25 protein-coding genes are annotated in these 18,798 nt (G+C 38.8%); 21 read left to right on the top strand and 4 right to left on the bottom strand.

What is annotated here, in order from left to right:
* A partial coding sequence (locus tag IYQ91_RS09535) for an IS3 family transposase (protein ID WP_195673609.1) occupies positions 1-185 on the top strand: 185 nt, incomplete at its 5' end.
* A gap of 158 nt (positions 186-343) precedes the next feature.
* Positions 344-1,000 (top strand): CBS domain-containing protein, encoded by a 657-nt coding sequence (locus tag IYQ91_RS09530; protein WP_003025613.1) that lies wholly within the window; start codon positions 344-346, stop codon positions 998-1,000.
* Between the two features lie 69 nt (positions 1,001-1,069).
* On the opposite strand, the gene IYQ91_RS09525 is transcribed toward IYQ91_RS09530, so the two are convergent.
* Positions 1,070-1,933 carry a YitT family protein gene (locus IYQ91_RS09525; protein ID WP_022526905.1) on the bottom strand — a complete coding sequence of 288 codons (864 nt, stop codon included), beginning with the start codon at positions 1,931-1,933 and terminating at the stop codon, positions 1,070-1,072.
* Positions 1,934-2,087: 154 nt separating this feature from the next.
* Between IYQ91_RS09525 and tmk the strand changes: the two genes are divergently transcribed.
* From tmk to nth, 7 genes are all read left to right on the top strand, one after another.
* Positions 2,088-2,726, top strand: a complete 639-nt coding sequence (gene tmk / locus IYQ91_RS09520; RefSeq protein WP_022526904.1) for a dTMP kinase — start codon at positions 2,088-2,090, stop codon at positions 2,724-2,726.
* Positions 2,723-3,616 (top strand): DNA polymerase III subunit delta', encoded by an 894-nt coding sequence (locus tag IYQ91_RS09515; protein ID WP_022526903.1) that lies wholly within the window; start codon positions 2,723-2,725, stop codon positions 3,614-3,616. Before tmk ends, IYQ91_RS09515 begins: the two co-directional genes overlap by 4 nt.
* A gap of 34 nt (positions 3,617-3,650) precedes the next feature.
* Positions 3,651-3,968, top strand: coding sequence for a DNA replication initiation control protein YabA (yabA, locus tag IYQ91_RS09510; protein WP_037593832.1), 318 nt, complete (start codon positions 3,651-3,653; stop codon positions 3,966-3,968).
* 2 nt (positions 3,969-3,970) lie between these two features.
* The gene (rsmI, locus tag IYQ91_RS09505) at positions 3,971-4,837 is read left to right on the top strand and encodes a 16S rRNA (cytidine(1402)-2'-O)-methyltransferase (RefSeq protein ID WP_195673682.1); all 867 of its coding nucleotides are present in this window, start codon (positions 3,971-3,973) and stop codon (positions 4,835-4,837) included.
* Positions 4,838-4,839: 2 nt separating this feature from the next.
* Complete coding sequence (locus tag IYQ91_RS09500; RefSeq protein WP_022526900.1) at positions 4,840-5,346, top strand: methylated-DNA--[protein]-cysteine S-methyltransferase; 507 nt, start codon at positions 4,840-4,842, stop codon at positions 5,344-5,346.
* Between the two features lie 19 nt (positions 5,347-5,365).
* Positions 5,366-5,719, top strand: coding sequence for a Spx/MgsR family RNA polymerase-binding regulatory protein (locus IYQ91_RS09495; RefSeq protein ID WP_022526899.1), 354 nt, complete (start codon positions 5,366-5,368; stop codon positions 5,717-5,719).
* 323 nt (positions 5,720-6,042) lie between these two features.
* A complete protein-coding gene (gene nth, locus IYQ91_RS09490) occupies positions 6,043-6,666 on the top strand; it encodes an endonuclease III (RefSeq protein ID WP_049481799.1) in 624 nt (207 codons plus the stop codon).
* 26 nt (positions 6,667-6,692) lie between these two features.
* Here nth and IYQ91_RS09485 read toward each other — a convergent pair whose 3' ends face one another.
* The gene (locus tag IYQ91_RS09485) at positions 6,693-7,520 is read right to left on the bottom strand and encodes an exodeoxyribonuclease III (RefSeq protein ID WP_195673681.1); all 828 of its coding nucleotides are present in this window, start codon (positions 7,518-7,520) and stop codon (positions 6,693-6,695) included.
* 115 nt (positions 7,521-7,635) lie between these two features.
* Here IYQ91_RS09485 and IYQ91_RS09480 point away from each other — a divergent pair, with 115 nt between their 5' ends.
* The 6 genes from IYQ91_RS09480 to IYQ91_RS09455 all read left to right on the top strand — a co-directional run bounded on the left by IYQ91_RS09480 (position 7,636) and on the right by IYQ91_RS09455 (position 11,369).
* Entirely contained in the window at positions 7,636-7,869 is a 234-nt protein-coding gene (locus tag IYQ91_RS09480) for a hypothetical protein (protein WP_020997663.1), read from the top strand.
* 369 nt (positions 7,870-8,238) lie between these two features.
* Complete coding sequence (locus tag IYQ91_RS09475) at positions 8,239-9,138, top strand: CPBP family intramembrane glutamic endopeptidase (protein WP_195673680.1); 900 nt, start codon at positions 8,239-8,241, stop codon at positions 9,136-9,138.
* Complete coding sequence (locus IYQ91_RS09470) at positions 9,125-9,403, top strand: autorepressor SdpR family transcription factor (protein ID WP_195673679.1); 279 nt, start codon at positions 9,125-9,127, stop codon at positions 9,401-9,403. The genes IYQ91_RS09475 and IYQ91_RS09470 overlap by 14 nt, the downstream gene beginning before the upstream one ends.
* Positions 9,393-10,028 carry an SdpI family protein gene (locus IYQ91_RS09465; protein WP_195673678.1) on the top strand — a complete coding sequence of 212 codons (636 nt, stop codon included), beginning with the start codon at positions 9,393-9,395 and terminating at the stop codon, positions 10,026-10,028. Before IYQ91_RS09470 ends, IYQ91_RS09465 begins: the two co-directional genes overlap by 11 nt.
* 256 nt (positions 10,029-10,284) lie before the next feature.
* Entirely contained in the window at positions 10,285-10,740 is a 456-nt protein-coding gene (locus IYQ91_RS09460; protein WP_195673677.1) for a DUF3290 family protein, read from the top strand.
* Positions 10,737-11,369, top strand: coding sequence for a DUF421 domain-containing protein (locus tag IYQ91_RS09455; protein WP_195673676.1), 633 nt, complete (start codon positions 10,737-10,739; stop codon positions 11,367-11,369). Before IYQ91_RS09460 ends, IYQ91_RS09455 begins: the two co-directional genes overlap by 4 nt.
* 367 nt (positions 11,370-11,736) lie before the next feature.
* Here IYQ91_RS09455 and IYQ91_RS09450 read toward each other — a convergent pair whose 3' ends face one another.
* Positions 11,737-11,997 carry a SemiSWEET family transporter gene (locus IYQ91_RS09450; protein ID WP_003043441.1) on the bottom strand — a complete coding sequence of 87 codons (261 nt, stop codon included), beginning with the start codon at positions 11,995-11,997 and terminating at the stop codon, positions 11,737-11,739.
* A gap of 246 nt (positions 11,998-12,243) precedes the next feature.
* Here IYQ91_RS09450 and metG point away from each other — a divergent pair, with 246 nt between their 5' ends.
* A complete protein-coding gene (gene metG, locus IYQ91_RS09445) occupies positions 12,244-14,241 on the top strand; it encodes a methionine--tRNA ligase (RefSeq protein ID WP_195673675.1) in 1,998 nt (665 codons plus the stop codon).
* Between the two features lie 200 nt (positions 14,242-14,441).
* Here metG and IYQ91_RS09440 read toward each other — a convergent pair whose 3' ends face one another.
* Positions 14,442-15,623: a DUF2974 domain-containing protein gene (locus tag IYQ91_RS09440; RefSeq protein ID WP_195673674.1), complete on the bottom strand. Its 1,182-nt coding sequence runs from the start codon at positions 15,621-15,623 to the stop codon at positions 14,442-14,444.
* Positions 15,624-15,716: 93 nt separating this feature from the next.
* Here IYQ91_RS09440 and IYQ91_RS09435 point away from each other — a divergent pair, with 93 nt between their 5' ends.
* From IYQ91_RS09435 to IYQ91_RS09420, 5 genes are all read left to right on the top strand, one after another.
* A complete protein-coding gene (locus tag IYQ91_RS09435; RefSeq protein ID WP_106100205.1) occupies positions 15,717-16,403 on the top strand; it encodes a response regulator transcription factor in 687 nt (228 codons plus the stop codon).
* Positions 16,387-17,367 (top strand): sensor histidine kinase, encoded by a 981-nt coding sequence (locus tag IYQ91_RS09430; protein WP_195673673.1) that lies wholly within the window; start codon positions 16,387-16,389, stop codon positions 17,365-17,367. Before IYQ91_RS09435 ends, IYQ91_RS09430 begins: the two co-directional genes overlap by 17 nt.
* Before the next feature lie 122 nt (positions 17,368-17,489).
* Positions 17,490-18,248 (top strand): TraX family protein, encoded by a 759-nt coding sequence (locus IYQ91_RS09425; protein WP_126406641.1) that lies wholly within the window; start codon positions 17,490-17,492, stop codon positions 18,246-18,248.
* Between the two features lie 61 nt (positions 18,249-18,309).
* On the top strand, positions 18,310-18,438 hold the full coding sequence (locus tag IYQ91_RS10095; RefSeq protein ID WP_260452362.1) for a hypothetical protein: 129 nt from the start codon (positions 18,310-18,312) through the stop codon (positions 18,436-18,438).
* A 14-nt stretch (positions 18,439-18,452) separates the two neighbouring features.
* The coding region (locus tag IYQ91_RS09420; protein WP_003030755.1) for an ABC transporter ATP-binding protein at positions 18,453-18,798 on the top strand (346 nt) is incomplete at its 3' end.

Below are 18,798 nucleotides of genomic sequence, written 5' to 3'. Positions count from 1 at the left end.
TGATGGAGTCCTTCTTTGGCATCCTCAAATCGGAGATGTTCTACGGTTATGAGAAGAGTTATCAATCGCTTGATGAGCTGGAGAAAGCTATTGCAACTTATATTGTTTATTACAACAATAAACGGATTAAAACAAAACTAAAAGGACTTAGTCCTGTGCAGTATAGAACTAAATCCTTTCACTAATATTTTTTGTCTAACTTTTTGGGGGCAGTACATTTCTACTTCTTTTTTATTCACTAATATTATTCTTGAAAACATAAGCAAGTATCTTGAAAGCGTTTGAAATAAACTAGAAAATACAGTATAATAGAACTGAAAAATCAGAGATAAAGGAGATTTCCATGGCAGTTAAAGATTTTATGACGCGAAAAGTGGTGTATATTAGCCCAGACACGACAGTAGCGCATGCGGCGGATATTATGCGTGAGCAGGGATTGCACCGGCTTCCTGTTATTGAAAATGACCAATTGGTTGGTTTGGTGACTGAAGGAACGATCGCCGAAGCAAGTCCTTCAAAAGCAACAAGTTTGTCTATTTATGAGATGAATTATTTGCTAAACAAGACCAAAATTAAAGATGTCATGATTCGCGATGTGGTGACAGTGTCGCAATTCGCTAGCTTGGAAGATGCAACTTATTTAATGTTAAAAAACAAGATTGGAATTTTACCAGTTGTGGATAACCAACAAGTTTATGGTGTCATTACAGATCGTGATGTTTTCAGAGCCTTTCTTGAAATTGCTGGCTATGGTGAAGAAGGCATTCGCGTGCGTTTCATTACAGAAGATGAAGTTGGTGTGTTGGAGAAGATTGTGCATTTGATTGTCGAAGAAAATCTCAATATCTCTAATGCTGTTAATATTCCACGCAAAGATGGCAAGGTTATCATTGAAGTTCAAATTGATGGCAATGTGGATTTGCCGGCTTTAAAAGCGAAATTTGAAGACAAAGGCATTCAGGTAGAAGACATTACCCGTACTTCAGCAAAAGCATTATAAGACAACAAAAAACGCATGAGAGCAGTTCATTTAACTGTGTTCATGCGTTTTTTTATAATGGGAGCAAGATTATTTCTGAATCGGTTGCTTATTGACATCTAAGGTAAAGCCTTCACCAAGGATTTCATGGGCATCTGTAATGGTAATAAAGGCATGTGGATCGACGCTATGAATAACTTTTTTCATGGATTGCATTTCGTTTCGTCCAACGACGCAGTAAATGAGTTTCAAATCATTCTCGCTGTAGTAGCCTTGCCCATTGATGAAAGTAATTCCACGACCGAGATCTTTATCAATTTTCTTTGCCAATTCTTCTGGACGGCTAGTAATAACCATGAAGCCCTTGCCGGCATAACCGCCTTCACCAATCAAGTCAATCACCCGTGAAGCAATAAAGACAAAAATCAAGGTATAAGTCACTAGGCGAACATCTTTAAAAACAAGTATAACGAAAATAAGGACGCAGAAGTCTACAGTAAACATCAATTTCCCCATGGAGATATTCGTATACTTATTAGCGATTCGAGCAATAATATCGGTACCGCCAGTCGTACCACCGGCATTGAAAACAATTCCTAGTCCAACGCCAGCAATAATCCCTGTTAGAAGCGTCACAATCACGAGGTCGCCTTCAAGGTTAATCACGAAAGGGATTTTTTCAAAGACCGCCAGCCAAGCAGAAACGGCAAAAGTACCTAAAATACTAGAGTACAAAAGTCGCGAGCCAAAAATTCTCCAAGCAATAATGAAAAGAGGAATGTTGATGATGAGATTCATCAGTGAAACGGGAATTTTAAATAGATAGTATGTAATGAGGGTCACTCCAGTCGCGCCCCCTTCATACAAATGATTTGGAATAATCAGATAATTGATGGCGAAAGCAAAAATTCCAGCTCCTAGAATAATCGTCAGATAGTTTTTAAACTTAGACATAATAACCTCCTAATAATTTCTGTACATTCTATTGTATCAAATCTTGAAAACTTATGTATCATTTTGAAAAAAATTTTTTAAACTTTTTCTGGCAATGATTTTTCTGGAGTTTTTTGTTAAAATAGAAAGGAGAAAAAGGAAGAAATGAGTTAGTATGTCAAAAGGAATGTTCATCTCTTTAGAGGGACCAGACGGTGCAGGAAAAACAAGTGTTTTAGAAGCCTTGATTCCCATTTTAGAAGCAAAAGGGCAGGCGTTTGTCACAACGCGTGAGCCTGGTGGAGTGGCAGTAGCGGAGAAGATTCGCGATGTTGTTTTAGATCCGAAACATACGGAAATTGATGAAAAAACGGAATTGCTCCTCTATATTGCCAGTCGCAGGCAACATTTGGTGGAACGTATTTTACCTGCTTTAGATCGTGGTGAAATGGTGCTGGTGGATCGCTTTATTGATAGTTCGGTAGCGTATCAAGGTTTTGGTCGAGGTCTGAAGGTGGCTGATATTGATTGGCTGAATGATTTTGCGACCGATGGTTTGAAGCCAGATTTGACCCTTTATTTTGATATTGAAGCAGAGGAAGGCTTGGCTCGTATTGCTAAGAGCAAAGAGCGTGGTGCAGACCGCTTGGATCGTGAAAGTGTAGAATGGCATCGGCGCGTGCGTGAGGGGTATTTGTCTATTCTTAAAAAAGAACCGAATCGTGTGAGAAAGATTGATGCCAGTCAGCCATTAAAAAAGGTCGTTGCAGATACTTTAGCAGTATTGGCAGAACGAGTTGAGAGTTTAAGATGAAAATAGAAGAATTAGCTCAGTTGCAGCCAGTTTTGTTTGAACGTTTTGAGCACATTTTACAGCAACATCGGCTGAATCATGCTTATCTGTTTACAGGGGCTTTCGGCAGTTTTGAAATGGCTCAATGTTTAGCACAGAGTTTATTTTGTACCAATAAAAATGGTGTCTTACCCTGTGGAGAATGTCGAAATTGTCGGTTGATTGAGGAAGAGGATTTTTCAGATGTGACAGTCGTCCGTCCTGTCAATCAGATTATCAAGACGGAGCGTGTCCGAGAATTAGTACGCAATTTTTCTCAGTCAGGGTTTGAAAGCAGCAAGCAAGTGTTTATCATTTGTGATGCGGACAAGATGCATGTCAATGCAGCTAATTCGCTGTTGAAGGTCATTGAAGAGCCACAAAGTGAAGTGTATATTTTCTTGTTGACAGCGGATGAAAATCTTATTTTGCCCACGATTAAAAGCCGAGCGCAGCTATTTTATTTTCCGAAAAATAGCTCTTATTTACTAGCGAAATTAGAACAAGCTGGAGTGATAAAGACGCAAGCAGAACTGCTAACAGCCTACAGTCAGACAGAAGAGGAAGCCCTGCGTTTGGCAGCTAGTCCAGCTTTTTTTGACTTGGCAGCAGAATGTGATCGTTTTGCATCGCTTTGCTTAAACCGAAAAGAGACTGCTTATTTGCAGGTTGCGAAGTTGGCTAGTCTGGCAGATGATAAGGAAAAGCAAGAACAGGCTTTGAAACTCTTGGAGCTTCTCTTTGCAAAAGAAATGCAAACAACATGTGGACGCTTCTATTTAGAAGGTATATTTACAGCAAGGAAAATGTGGCAAGCTAATGTTAGTTTTCAAAATACACTAGAATATATGGTGTTACAAGAAAGAGAATGATGTGCTACGTTGGCACAGGAAAATGGTAGTGAGGATGAATAAAAAAGAATTATTTGATGCTCTTGATGAATTTTCTCAAAATCTGCTTGTTACTCTAGCAGAAGTAGAAGCGATTAAGAAAAATCTGAGAAGCGTGGTGGAAGAAAATGTAGCGCTGTGCTTGGAAAATGATAAATTAAGAGAGCGATTAGAACAGGTAGAGCACGCAGCAACACCAAAAACAAAAAGAAACCGGGATAATTTGCGCAAACTCTATGAAGATGGTTTTCATGTGTGCACAGATTTTTATGGTCAACGTCGTGAAAATGATGCGGAATGTATGTTTTGTGATGAATTGCTTTTTAGGGAGTAAGCATGCAGATTCAAAAAAGTTTTAAAAGTCAGTCTCCTTATGGGAAGCTCTATCTGGTAGCTACTCCGATTGGGAATATGGACGATATGAGTATCCGTATGATAAATACTCTGAAAGAAGTCGATTTCATTGCAGCAGAAGATACCAGAAATACTGGTTTGTTGCTCAAGCATTTTGATATTACTACGAAGCAGATTAGCTTTCATGAGCATAATGCCAAAGAAAAAATTCCTGATTTGATTCGTTTGCTGAAAAGTGGGCGGGATATTGCTCAGGTTTCAGATGCTGGCTTGCCTAGCATTTCTGACCCAGGACATGATTTAGTCAAAGCTGCTATTGCTGAGGAAATCGCAGTAGTGACTGTGCCTGGTCCCAGCGCGGGAATTTCAGCCTTGATAGCAAGTGGCCTAGCTCCGCAACCTCATATTTTTTATGGATTTTTGCCACGCAAGGCTGGTCAGCAAAAAGAGTTTTTTTCTAATAAAAAAGCCTACCCAGAAACGCAGATCTTTTATGAATCTCCTCATCGGGTTAAGGCTACTTTAGAAAATATGTTCAGCATCTATGGAGATCGCTCCGTTGTTCTAGTACGGGAATTGACTAAGATTTATGAGGAATACCAGCGTGGATTGATTTCCGAAGTGCTAGAGTCTATTTCGGAAAATCCACTCAAAGGAGAATGCTTGTTAATCGTAGAAGGTGCGAGTAAAGAAGCGCTTGATTTGTCAGAAGCGGATTTGTTAGCAGAGATTGAACAGCTAGTAGCGGCAGGAACAAAGAAAAATCAAGCTATCAAGGATGTGGCGAAAAAATATGGTTGGAATAAGAGTGAATTATATGCTTGCTATCATGAGAAAGTCAGTGAGTAAAAATGACTTTTTATAAACAAATTTATATTTCCCCTTTAGGAGAAATGTCTTTGGTTGCTGATGAGACAGGGCTTGTTGGAGCTTGGTTTTTCAAGCAGAAATATTTTGAGCGTGGTTTAGAGAAAGCCACGATGCCAGTAGAAAATGATATTCTGAAAAGAACTCGTCTTTTGCTAGATGATTATTTTAGCGGAAAGTATCCAGACTTTTCGAGTCTTGTTTTGGCTCCTGTTGGGACGGATTTTCAACAACGGGTCTGGACTTATCTGCAAACTATTCCTTATGGGAGAACGGTCACGTATGGTCAGATAGCAAAGGAGTTAGATATTCACTCGGCGCAGGCTGTTGGTGGCGCTGTGGGTAGAAATCCCTTTTCTATCATCGTTCCCTGTCATCGGGTGCTGGGAAGTCAAGGACAATTAACCGGCTATGCTGGGGGATTAGACAAGAAAATATGGCTTTTGGAGCATGAAGGCGTAGAACTTAGCGAGAAAGCTTTAGATAAATGATACAAATGGAGAAAATGATATGTTACGATTTATTGAATATCCAAAATGTTCGACCTGTCGCAAAGCCAAGGCTGAATTAAACCGCTTGGGTTTGGACTTTGAAGCAGTGGATATTGTCAAGGAAACACCGAGTAAAGAGGAAATTTTAACTTGGATGGAAAATTCTGATTTAAACATCAAATCATTCTTCAACACTAGCGGACTCAAATATCGTGAGCTAGGTTTGAAAGATAAACTATCAGGATTATTAGAGGAAGAAGCCGCAGAGCTTTTAGCAACCGATGGCATGCTCATCAAACGACCAATCTTAGAAAAAGACGGAAAAATCCTGCAAATAGGCTACCGCACAGAGTATGCAACATTAGAATTGTAAAATAAAAAGAAGTGAGACGACAAAATGGATTTCTTTGAAATCGTAATTGTTGTCTCACTTCTTTTTAAGCTCTACATTTTGGTATCATTGGTGTTCGTGTTATAATGTTTTTATACACTGAGAAAATTTCTTCAAACCTTGTTAGCTTGGGAGTGAGATAGAACTAAAATTTGAAAATGTTAATCATCGCTCTTTTGATTTAATCATCCGATACAACATATTCCGTCAGATATTTTGTATAGTCTCACCTTGCAAGGTTGCTAAACAGTCTGTGAGACTGTTTGATTTTCATTGAATATTAGTAAAGAACGAAAAGAGAAAAAATGGTTTTATCAAAAAAACGTGCACGAAAGGTGATTGAGGAGATAATTGCCCTATTTCCAGATGCCAAGCCCAGCCTAAATTTTAGAAATCATTTTGAACTGCTGGTAGCGGTCATATTGTCAGCTCAAACAACAGATGCAGCGGTTAATACGGTTACACCAACCCTTTTTAAAGCTTATCCGACTCCATTAGAAATGGCTGCGGCGTCAGAAAGCGAAATTGCTAGCTATATCGCTCGTCTGGGACTGTATCGTAATAAAGCTAAATTTTTGAAAAAGTGTGCTCAGCAATTGCTCGATGACTTTGATGGTCAAGTTCCTCATACACGGAAAGAATTAGAAAGTCTGGCGGGTGTGGGACGCAAAACAGCAAATGTGGTTATGAGTGTTGGATTTGGTATTCCCGCTTTTGCAGTGGATACCCATGTGGAGCGAATTTGCAAACACCATGATATTGTCAAAAAGTCAGCTACCCCGCTTGAAGTTGAACAACGAGTGATGGAAGTCTTACCAAAAAATGAATGGTTGCCTGCACATCAGGCTATGATTTGCTTTGGACGCGAAATTTGCCATCCTAGAAATCCTAAATGCGATCAATATCCGCAGTTGTACCATTTTGATTGAAAAAAAAAGAGGAGAAACCTCTTTTTTTATAACTCAATTTCCAATACAATTGGTGTGTGGTCTTGCCTTGTACCTGAGTCAATCATTTCTGACTTGGTTACTTTATCTGCAATTCGATTGCTGGTCAGCCAGTAATCAATTCTCCAGCCACTGTTATTGATTTTGCTGGTCTTGCTGCGTTGTGCCCACCAGCTATAAACATTTGGAATATCGCCGTGAATGTAACGGAAAGTATCAGTAAAACCACGATTTAACAGATTGGTAAATCCGGATCGTTCTTCATCTGTAAATCCAGGTGAGCGATGGTTGCTAGAAGGATGAGCGAGGTCAATCTCATTGTGAGCTACATTGTAGTCCCCTGTCGCAAGGACAGGTTTTTCTATGTCTAAAGCTGTTAAGTAATCAGCATATTTTTGATCCCACACTTGGCGTTCTACTAGGCGTTTAAGTCCATCACCTGCATTGGGCGTATAAACTTGTGTAACGAAAAAATTGTCAAATTCCAACGTAATGATGCGCCCCTCGGCATCCATAGTAGAAGGTGCACCGATTTCTGGGAAGGTTATTTTTGGAGATAGATTCTCTTTGTATAAAAACATAGTTCCAGCATAACCTTTACGTGCAGGTTCTATAGAAGAGCGCCATGTAGTTTCATAATGTGGGAATAATTCATCCAAAACTTTTAGATGTTTTTTAGTTGGTCCGTTAGCAGATAATTTAGTTTCCTGAATGGCGATAATATCAGCGTCTAATCCTACTAAAGTCTGTAAAACAGCTTGTGACAATTGCGCGCGTGCGGAGTCGCTGGTCAAAGCTGCGTTGAGAGAGTCAATATTCCAAGAAATGAGTTTCATATAGATACCTTTTCTAGATTCATTTTTTTCTATTGTATCAAAAAATGACTGACTCGGCGAGTTTGAGGTTGTAAAAAGGAGAGTAAAGTGTATAATACTGGTGAAAGGAGATATAATGGGAGGACTATTGTTACATATTGTTTTATTCATATTCTTTATTTGGTACCTTATTAGGTTACTTCGTTTGAAGGGAAAGCAATCTTCTACTGAACCATTTTGGATACCTAAAGAAATCGGTGTGGGAATTGGGATCAATCCAAGGAACACAGCTGGTTTTTGGGTAAGTCTGGCTGTGACACTTTCTATTCTTACTGTTCTTCTTGTTTTGATAGTATCTTTGATTTTGTAAAAGAGATTTGTGAAAATGTTTTTATAATAATATTGTTTGTAAAACGCAGTTTAGTGTGGTTTACTCAAAAAATGTGGCAGGTGATAAATAGATCTTTCGTAGAAAGCAATAACAAAGTTTTAATCAAGTTTATTGACGCTGATCTCGTTAGCTGTATTTGTAGCCTTCAACAGCTCCTCGGACTACTGGAGCTAATCATTGCTGCTGCGGAGCGGAATGACAAAATCCAACTCTTTAAGTTATTGATTTTGCCCTACCCTCTTTCTTTTTTAAAACTATTTAGAAAAAAATCTAAATAGGTCTTGTGTTTTTTAAAAGAAAGAGTATAATTCTATTTAGAAAATTATCTAAATAGAAAGTGTAACTTAAATGTCGAAGAAAACGGATATGCTTACTTTTATTTTTTTATCTTATAGCTTAGCTTGGTTGATTTGGATTGGGCTATGGTTAGCTGATGTCAAGCTTGGCGAGCCTATCGCTCAGGCTGGAACTATTCTTGCCATGTGGATGCCAGCTTTTGCTTTTTTTATCTTAAAGAAAATGAGATCAGCAAACATGAAATTACAGGCTCAATTTTCAACAAATCTCAAAGGATGTTGGCGCTATTATTTATTAGCGCTTTGGTTGCCTGCGGTATTGAGTTTTTTAGGAGCAGGACTGTATTACATCGTCTTTAGCAAACAGTTTAGTCTTGGTTTTGAGACGTTGCGAGAAATGCTGGGAAGAACAGGTAGTCCTCAAATAAATCTTCCCATACAGGTCGTTATTTTTGCACAACTATTTTCAGCTTTGACGTATGCGCCTTTTCTTAATAGTCTGTTTGCTATTGGTGAGGAAATTGGGTGGCGTGGTTATCTTTATCCAGCACTACGTAAGCGTTTTTCAATAGTTCAAGCGCACTTATTAGTTGGACTTATCTGGAGTATTTGGCATCTGCCGATTAATTTGCAGGGATATAATTATGGACTAACTTATTTTGCATATCCTTGGCTGGGAGTGCTTGCAATGTTTGTTTTTTGTTTTAGTTTAGGCGTTTTATTAAGTTGGGTGATGGAAAAGACGAATTCTATCTGGGCTCCAGCACTCTTGCACGGTGCTGTTAATGCCATTGTTGGCGTGGGTCTTTTATTTCAATTGCCAACAGAAAAAGCATTAGCCTTGCGTATTCTAGGTCCGACACCCACAGGACTTCTGGCAGTTTTACCTTTCTTGTGTTTAGCGCTAGCCATTTTACAAAAAGAAAAGAGGGAAACTCATGAGTTTCGCTAATACCTTTAAGGCCTTATCTCATCCTGTGAGAAGAGCGATTTTAGATTTGCTAAAAATGGGCAGTCTGTCCGCTGGGGAAATAGCGGAACATTTTGAGCTGACGGGAGCTACCATTTCGCACCATCTTAATATTTTAAAAAAAGCAGATTTGATTTTGGAGATGCGCCAGAAAAATTATATCTATTATGAACTCAATACTTCAGTCTTGGAAGACATTGTAGTTTGGTTAGCTGAATTGAAAGGAGATAAGACTAATGAAGATTGATAAAAAACTATTGATACTAACGAGTGCTAGTATTTTGGTGCCTATGTTGATAGGCTGCCTTTTCTGGCAACAGTTGCCCCAAACAGTCGCAACGCATTTTGATTTTTCGAATCAAGTAAATGGATTCAGTAGTCGAGGGTTTACAGTTTTTGGTATTCCTAGTTTTCTGCTGCTTCTACATTGGTTTTGTTTATTTGTGACTAGCAAGGATCCTAAATCTAAGAATATTAGCTTGAAAATGTGGCATCTGGTTTATTGGATTATTCCTTTGACATCTTGTTTAGTCATGACAGCTATTTACGCGCAAGCCTTGGGTTATGCAGTTAATCATGCTCTGATGAATGGTATGTTTTTAGGAGTTCTATTTATTGCTATTGGGAATTACATGCCAAAAACTCGTCGCAATTATACGGTTGGTATACGTTTGCCATGGACTTTGGATAATGATGATAATTGGATACGAACACACCGCCTGGCTGGTAAAATTTGGGTGATTGGTGGTATTATCATTTTCTTTAATGGTTTCGTTCAGATTGCAGTTACGTTCGTGCTTGTTTTTACTCTAATCATTATGATTGTCGTACCAATGATTTATTCTTACTGGTTATCTAAAAGGATACACTGATTCATTGCTAGATTGGATTTGAAAAGAAAGCCCCTTATTTCAGATGTTTATGATGCGACTTGTACGACACAGTTGCTGTTTAGCTTGAAACTTTTTTAGTCTAATTATCGTTGTGGGAGCGGGACGACAAAATTGAACTCTTTGAGTGACTGATTTTTGTCTCGTTCCTATTATCTTGTTAAAATACGATTTCTAGAAATCTTGAAAAATGTTGAAAGATTTTCTATAATAAAGCAAGAAAATAGAGGGAGAAAAAATGAAATTTTATTCTTATGATTATGTTTTGAGTCAAATCAGCCGGCAAAACTGGGTGACGGTTGGACTTTCTATTTTGTTGTTACTTGTGACAGGTTTTTTTGCTTTTAAGGCTTATCGAAATAAGCGCGATTCGAAATTTCGTGAATTGGCGATTATCTCCATTTTGTCTTTGATTGCTATCGTTCTGATTGGGATTAACACTTTTCAGACCAATCAAGCCTCTAATAACCAGTTCCAAACCTCTCTTCATTTTATTGAAGTTATTTCAAAAGATTTGGGAGTAGATAAGTCAAAGGTTTATGTCAACACTTCAGCTGCGACGGATGGAGCAATTTTAAAAGTTGGAAAAGATTTTTATCGAGCTATGAGTGGCAGTGAGCCAGATAAGTATTTACTGGAAAAAATTAAATTGCATAAGACAACAGATATCAAATTAGTGGAGGTTAAAAAATGACATTGAATTTTCTTGAAATCTTGATTAAATTAGCTCTAGGGCTATTTTCACTCGTGTTTGTTATCAATGTGACAGGAAAAGGAAATCTGGCACCTAATTCCGCGATCGATCAGATTCAAAATTATGTTCTTGGTGGTATTATTGGTGGGGTGATTTATAATAGCTCTATTAACATTCTCCAGTACGCGATCATCCTCATTATGTGGACGATCTTGGTCTTGACTCTAAAATGGCTCAATAACAATGTTCGGGCAGTCAAGCATTTGATTGATGGTAAACCGACTACCCTGATTCAGCACGGGAAGTTGAGCCCTGAAGCTTGCCGCTCCGTTGGCCTTTCAGCGGCTGATGTGGCTCTGAAGTTGCGTAGCCAAGGAATTTTTCAACTAAAGCAAGTTAAACGAGCAGTCATGGAACAAAACGGTCAGCTTATTGTCGTACAGGCAGGTGAAGAAAATCCGAAATACCCCATTATCACAGACGGTGTTGTCCAGATTGACATTTTAGAGTCTATTGACAAAACAGAAGAATGGTTAATCGAGAGGCTCGCTAAGGAAGGCTGTACTGATATTTCTAATATCTTCATCGCAGAATATGAAAGTGGTAACTTGAGCGTTGTGACGTATTAAGAGTATTTTCCTTTTTAAATAGATAAAAGCGAAAAATAGAAAAGGAGATCTTGCTAGGAGTTTCGCAGAAAAATGAAATCAGGATAAAGATGCTGCGAAGCTTATGTGAGATAAAAAGGTGAAAAATGAAGCTGCTGTTGAAAATATAGTTTAAAAACAGATAGCATTAAAGATAGCAAAGGAATACTAAAAAATCTTTTTCTAAAAAGGTACAAATATAAAAAATAGATCTCTATCTGACTAGTTCATTTAGATAGAGCTTTTGTTTTTGAGTAAATCAGAGTTTTTGTTTGTAATGCTATTATTGTAAGAACTGTCAACAAAAATCCTTACTGTCGGATAGGACAGTAAGAGAATTCAATCAGGGTTAGAACATTGCTGTTAGTACAGTAATAAGTCCAAATACAATACCTGGAGCATTTGCGGCAGCAAGTGGTAAATCGCGTTCTTTTTTAAACAAACCATAATAAACCCAAAGGCTACAGTTGATTGCAGCTACCAAAGGTTGGATAAAGTTTCCCTTATGTCCAGCTAAATTATCCATAATTTGTGGGATATAAGATACATACATCATAACAGACATGAATGTCGCCACCCAACCTATGATTTTCATTCGTTTTTCGTTCATTTCCATAACTCCTCATAAAACGTGGTGTAGAGAACGAAAACTCATTTATAACATACTAAGTTCATATAAAACAAGCCTCATTCAATATTATTATTTTATATTAAGCATAAGATTTAAGCAAGAATAATATACTAATGATTATGAGTATAACGTAAGTCAACTCTATTTTTCATTTAAAAAGCTGTGTAATATGTTATAATAAAGTGTTATCAAAAAAGGTTTCATTCGCCTTGAAAGGATTAAAAAATGACTGAAAAACAACCATTTTATATTACGACACCGATTTATTACCCATCTGGCAAGCTCCATATAGGGAGTGCTTATACGACCGTTGCTTGTGATGTCCTCGCTCGTTACAAGCGTCTCATGGGGTATGATGTTTTTTATTTGACAGGGCTTGATGAGCACGGTCAAAAGATTCAACAAAAAGCAGAAGAAGCGGGCATAACTCCTCAGAAATATGTGGATGGAATGGCAAAAGGAGTGAAAGAACTCTGGGAATTGTTGGATATCTCTTACAATCAATTTATCCGCACAACTGATGACTACCATGAAAAAGTTGTAGCAGATGTCTTTGAACGTCTCTTAGCTCAAGATGATATTTACTTGGGTGAATATTCAGGCTGGTACTCTGTTTCTGATGAAGAATTTTTCACTGAAAGTCAGTTAGAAGAAGTTTTTCGTGATGAAACTGGCAAAGTTATCGGAGGAATTGCCCCATCAGGTCACGAAGTTGAATGGGTGTCAGAAGAATCTTACTTCTTGCGTTTGGGTAAGTACGCTGACCGTTTGGTAGAATTTTTCCATGCACATCCAGACTTTATTCAGCCTGATGGTCGTATGAATGAAATTATCAAGAACTTTATTGAGCCCGGTTTGGAAGATTTAGCAGTTTCGCGTACCTCATTTACGTGGGGCGTTAAAGTACCTTCAAATCCTAAGCACGTGGTTTACGTATGGATTGATGCCCTTCTCAACTATGCAACAGCTCTTGGTTACGGTCAAGATGACCATGCCAACTTTGATAAGTTCTGGAATGGTACAGTCTTCCACATGGTTGGGAAAGACATTTTGCGCTTCCACTCCATTTATTGGCCAATTATGCTCATGATGTTAGACTTGAAATTACCAGAGCGCCTGATTGCCCACGGTTGGTTTGTTATGAAGGACGGCAAGATGTCTAAGTCTAAAGGAAATGTCGTTTATCCAGAAATGCTGGTAGAGCGTTTTGGACTTGATCCGCTTCGCTATTATCTCATGCGTAGTCTTCCAGTCGGTTCTGATGGCACTTTTACGCCAGAAGATTATGTTGGTCGTATCAACTATGAACTAGCTAACGACCTTGGTAACCTCCTCAACCGCACGGTTGCTATGATTAACAAGTATTTTGAAGGTGAAGTGCCGATTTATAAAGAGAATGTGACAGAATTTGATGCGGACTTGGCAGCAGTGGTAGCAGAAAATATCGCAATCTACCACAAACAGATGGATGCCGTGGATTATCCACGCGCCCTTGAAGCGGTTTGGAATATTATTTCTCGTACCAATAAATACATTGATGAGACAGCTCCGTGGATATTGGCGAAGGATGAAGCTAAACGTGATGATTTAGCAGCGGTTATGGCACATTTGGTAGCTAGTTTACGTGTGGTGGCACATTTGATCAAGCCATTTATGATGACAACAAGTGACGCTATCTTGAGTCAGCTTGGTTTGCCAGAGGCAACTTCGCTGGAAAATCTTAACTTGGCAGGATTGTCAGCAGGCTTAACTGTGGTTAAAAAAGGAACACCAATCTTCCCACGCCTAGACATGGACGCAGAGATTGCCTACATCAAGGACCAAATGGAAGCCAATAAGCCATCCATTGAAAAGGAATGGGAGCCAGAAGAAGTAGAACTCAAACTCAACCGCAAGGAAATCAAGTTTGACGATTTTGACAAAGTAGAAATCCGTGTCGCAGAGGTTAAAGAAGTTTCTAAAGTTGAAGGTTCTGATAAATTGCTTCAATTCCGCTTGGATGCGGGAGACGGCGAAGATCGTCAAATTCTGTCTGGGGTTGCTAAATACTATCCAAACGAGCAAGAATTGGTTGGCAAGAAAGTCCAAATCGTAGCGAACCTCAAACCACGCAAGATGATGGGACGTATCAGCCAAGGCATGATCCTCTCAGCAGAATATGGTAATCAACTAACTCTGCTCACAGTAGATCAAAATGTACCAAATGGTAGCTTGATTGGGTGAGCCCACAGGAAGATTAGAATTAAAAAGGAGGCTGGGACAATAATGTCTCAGCCTCGCTTTTTAAGGGTTATAAGCTTGTCGCCTCAATCCACGGAGTGAATGGGAACTGTTCGTCCGAGGCTCGGACGACCTATTTGAGTAGTCGTTAAAAAAGGGAGTGAGACAGGACTCCCTTTTGTAGTATAAAACATGATGATGCACTATTCATCTTTATTTAAAAACGAAAACCTCTCCGCCAGACTAGTCCAGCTTTCTCGTACATCGGTCATAAAGGCCATTGGACTAGGTGTTTTAAAATCATCAATCCAGGCTTGGTAACGGATAGAAATGAGAAGTCGTGTTAGGCGGCTGAGCATTTCTTTTTCTTGCTCAGTAAGGGCTTGGGCATTTTGGACGATAGTCAGCAATTTCTTGATACTGTTGGGTTGGAAAAATTCATCAATGGACGTAATTTGAGCGTCTAAAATAAGACCGAAAAAGACATCAAAGAAATCTTTAAGTTCGTCATCGGGAACCGTCTCCACCCATTCTTTGAGAGTTTTGTCTGTCTGAATGCTGTCTGGGTTGAGCGTGTCAAGTAAGACAAAGTGCTCATTTTCGATTTGCCAAGAGAAGGTATCGTGCTGGGCAATACCACCAATAGCCACACTCTTTACAATGTGCGCTTGCTTAGGTGTTTCCAGCATCATCCCGACAATAGAGCCTTGCGGAATGTAACGTTTGATTTTTGGAGCCATTTTCTGATAGCCGTCTGTTTCAATCACTGTGTGATTCAGTCCCGGAGCGTCAAAACTATAGATTTGAGAAATTCTTGCTTGCAAGGCAGGCTCCACTTGGCTGCCAGCGTAAGTCGCTAGATTGCCACCTTTGGAATGTCCTGTCAAGATAAAGGTCGCTTTTGGAAATGCCTGCATGACTTTTTGGACATAATGGACAGCTGTTCGTTGTGCAGGGACATGCTCCATATAAGTCATGTGAAAATCTTCTTTCCAACCGATAATGGAATCATCTGTTCCGCGAAAAGTGATAACATAGGTGTTTAAGCTGATTTTATAAGTCATAGCAGCAAATTGTTTTTGCACATCAAGATCAATATCATTCACATAACCCAAGAGTTTGATGTTCTTATAGCGTTTGACACTTGCTGCCTGCTGCAAGAGTGCCAAGCGATGTTTGGTATTCATCATGGAATTTTCTTGAGACATATCTTGTGGCACATCAGTTAAACGGCTGGCTTTTTGCAGGTCAAGACCGTCCGTTACGATTGTGTCATAGTTTAGATACGTGATCTCGGTCAAAAGCAGCATATCCAGCTCTGTAAAGGGCTGATCGTAGATACTGTCGTATTGTACATCTTCTAAATAGTTAAAAATATTTCCCATAAAGGTTCTCTTTTCTGAAAATCTATTGTTAGTATAGCATATTTTCGCAAGTCTTTGTTATAATAGAGAAAGAAAGCGGAAATGAGGGATAGGATGCACAAGATATTATTAGTAGAAGACGATGCTGTCATTCGCCAACAAGTCAAAAAAATGCTGGAGCAATGGGGATTTGAAGTAGTTGCGGTAGAGGATTTCATGCAAGTCTTGACGATTTTTGTCAAGGAAGAGCCGCATCTAGTGCTAATGGACATCGGCTTGCCTCTCTTTAATGGATACCACTGGTGTCAAGAAATTCGCAAGATTTCTAAAGTGCCCATTATGTTTTTGTCATCAAGAGACCAAGCAATGGATATCGTTATGGCAATCAATATGGGCGGAGATGATTTTGTCACGAAACCGTTTGATAACAATGTTCTTCTCGCTAAAGTACAAGGGCTGCTACGACGGTCTTACGAGTTTGGTACGGATCAAAGTCTGCTGGAATACCATGGCGTGATTCTCAATCTAAAATCTATGGATATGATGTATGAGGGAAAAGTGATTACACTGACAAAAAATGAATTTCAGATTTTGCGCGTGTTGTTTGAGCATTCAGGCAGCATTGTCGCCCGCGATGATCTGATGAAAGAGCTCTGGAATAGTGATTTCTTTATTGATGACAATACCTTATCTGTGAATGTTGCGCGACTGCGTAAGAAATTAGAAGAAGCAGGGCTCAAGAATTTCATTGAAACAAAGAAAGGTATAGGCTACGGATTGACCAATGGATTATCAGAATAAGCGTTTGTTTCTTAGCTATTATTTTCGCTCGCGCCAGTTTTTATTTTTACTATTACTTATTTTTTATACACTATTATTTTCCTTTTGTTATCTTTTTAAAGATGAACGAGCAGTCTTACAGTATGTCTTATTGATTTTATTGCTGATTAGTCTGGCGGGTTTCCTGTTGGATATCGTAAAGCAGTACCAAAATTTTCGTCATCTTGTCTTTTATGGGGAAGGTCAGGCACAAACTCCTTTAGAAGCATTGCTCTTCTCTAAAATCGAAACTTTAGAAAAGGACAAAAAAGAACTGCAATTACAGCATCAAGAAAAGCAGAGTGATTTACTGGATTATTACACACTTTGGGTGCACCAGATCAAGACGCCGATTGCTGCTAGCAAGCTCTTGGTGCAGGATTTACAAGAGCAGACGCTCAAAAATCAATTGGAGCAGGAGTTGCTTAAGATCGACTCTTATACCAACTTAGTCCTACAATATCTGCGGTTGGAAAGTTTTCATGATGATTTAGTCGTGAAAAAAGAAAATATAGAAGACTTGGTCAAAGATGTTGTCAAAAAGTATGCCATTTTCTTTATTCAGCAAGGATTGAGCCTAAATTTGCATGATTTGAATCACACCATTATCACAGATAAGAAGTGGTTTCTTGTTATTTTAGAGCAAGTGCTTTCTAATAGTCTTAAATATACGAAGCAAGGAGGCATTGAGATTTTCTTTAAGGAAGATACCTTGTATATGAAGGATACTGGTTTGGGGATTCAAGATGCCGATCTTCTGCGCGTGTTTGAGCGAGGCTTTTCTGGCTACAACGGGCGCCTAACGCATCAGTCATCAGGATTGGGGCTCTATTTATCTAAGAAAATTGCGGATGAACTGGGGCATGAATTGCATTTGCAGTCGGTGGTCGGAGAAGGCACAACCGTTATGATTACTTTTAAAGAAAAGAAATTATTGTTTGAATAAATGCAATCTTACAAAATTGTAAGGTTCGCCTCTAAAAATGAAAGGTTATGTTATGGTAGCAGCCTTTCTTTTTTTGTATCATAAGATTAGAAAATGAATGATGTTTCATAGAGGAGGCAGTTATGAAAACAAAAGGATTGAACGCTTTTCAGCTCAAGCTCTTAATGGCTGTTTTAATGGTCTTTGATCACCTTGAAAAAATACCAGGCTTACTGTCAGGTGAATGGGCGAGCATTTTTCATGCTTTAACACGCTGTGTAGCAGTTTGGTTTGCATTTGCAGCGGTAGAAGGCTTCTTATACACTCGAAGTCGTCTGCTTTACAATATGCGTCTCTTTTTCTGGTCAGCTATCATGTTTGCTGGAAATACGATTCTCAATTTGCTGTTTCAGTCTAAAGGAGTTCAGATATATAATAATATTTTCTTAACTTTGACTTGCGGTGTACTTGTCCTCAATATCTTTTTTGGCATAAACCAAACAAGCAATCCAGTTGATATTAAACGCCAGCCCATTCGCTTTATCTTAGGCATTGTTGTCTGCTTGTTGGCTGGTTTTGTGACAGAAGGTGGCATGGTCATTATTCCATTTATGCTGATTACCTATACTTGCAGGGAAAAGAAAAAACTACGAAATCTGCTTTATGGTATTTTAGCGATTGTCCTATTTTGTATGAGTATTCAGATTTACCCGACATGGAGCGACACACTGTTAATGATGTTTTATAATTCCGATTGGCTTTTTATCACAGTACTGCCTTTTATTTCACTCTATAATGGCGAGCGCGGTCCTGTGACCAAGTGGAGCAAGTATTTCTTTTATATCTTTTATCCAGCTCACTTATGGTTGATTACTTGCATTGCTTACCTCGTTCAAAAATGAGTAAATCATAGTCTTGCAGCGAGCAATTCGCTGCAAAGTAGTATCAAAAAAGGAGAACAAGATGAAATATGGTAAAATTTTATTGAAACAAGACAGTCAATTGCTTCAGCCAAACGTAAAAGATATTGGAAAAGCGCAATTTGGCTATGAAGTGAGTCAATCAGCGCAGCATTTATATTTTAGATTTTAAAAAAGGAGTAGATCATGACACTATTAGATGTACAGCACGTGAAGAAAATTTACAAAACTCGCTTTCAAGGCAACCAAGTAGAAGCACTGAAAGATATCCATTTTACAGTAGATGAAGGTGATTATGTCGCTATCATGGGCGAGTCGGGTTCTGGGAAATCCACTCTGCTCAACATTCTTGCCATGCTAGACAAGCCAACCGAAGGACGCGTCTTTCTCAATGGCACCGACACCGCGACGATTAAAAACAGTCAAGCTTCGAGCTTCCGTCGGGAAAAATTAGGTTTCGTTTTTCAAGATTTCAACCTGTTAGACACGCTTTCGGTCAAGGACAATATTCTCTTGCCGCTCGTTTTATCAC

Source organism: Streptococcus sp. HF-2466 (genome assembly GCF_015594645.1).
Taxonomy (GTDB): domain Bacteria; phylum Bacillota; class Bacilli; order Lactobacillales; family Streptococcaceae; genus Streptococcus; species Streptococcus anginosus.
The sequence above is the reverse complement of the archived record's forward strand: the minus strand, read 5'-3'. Positions and strand labels throughout refer to the sequence as shown.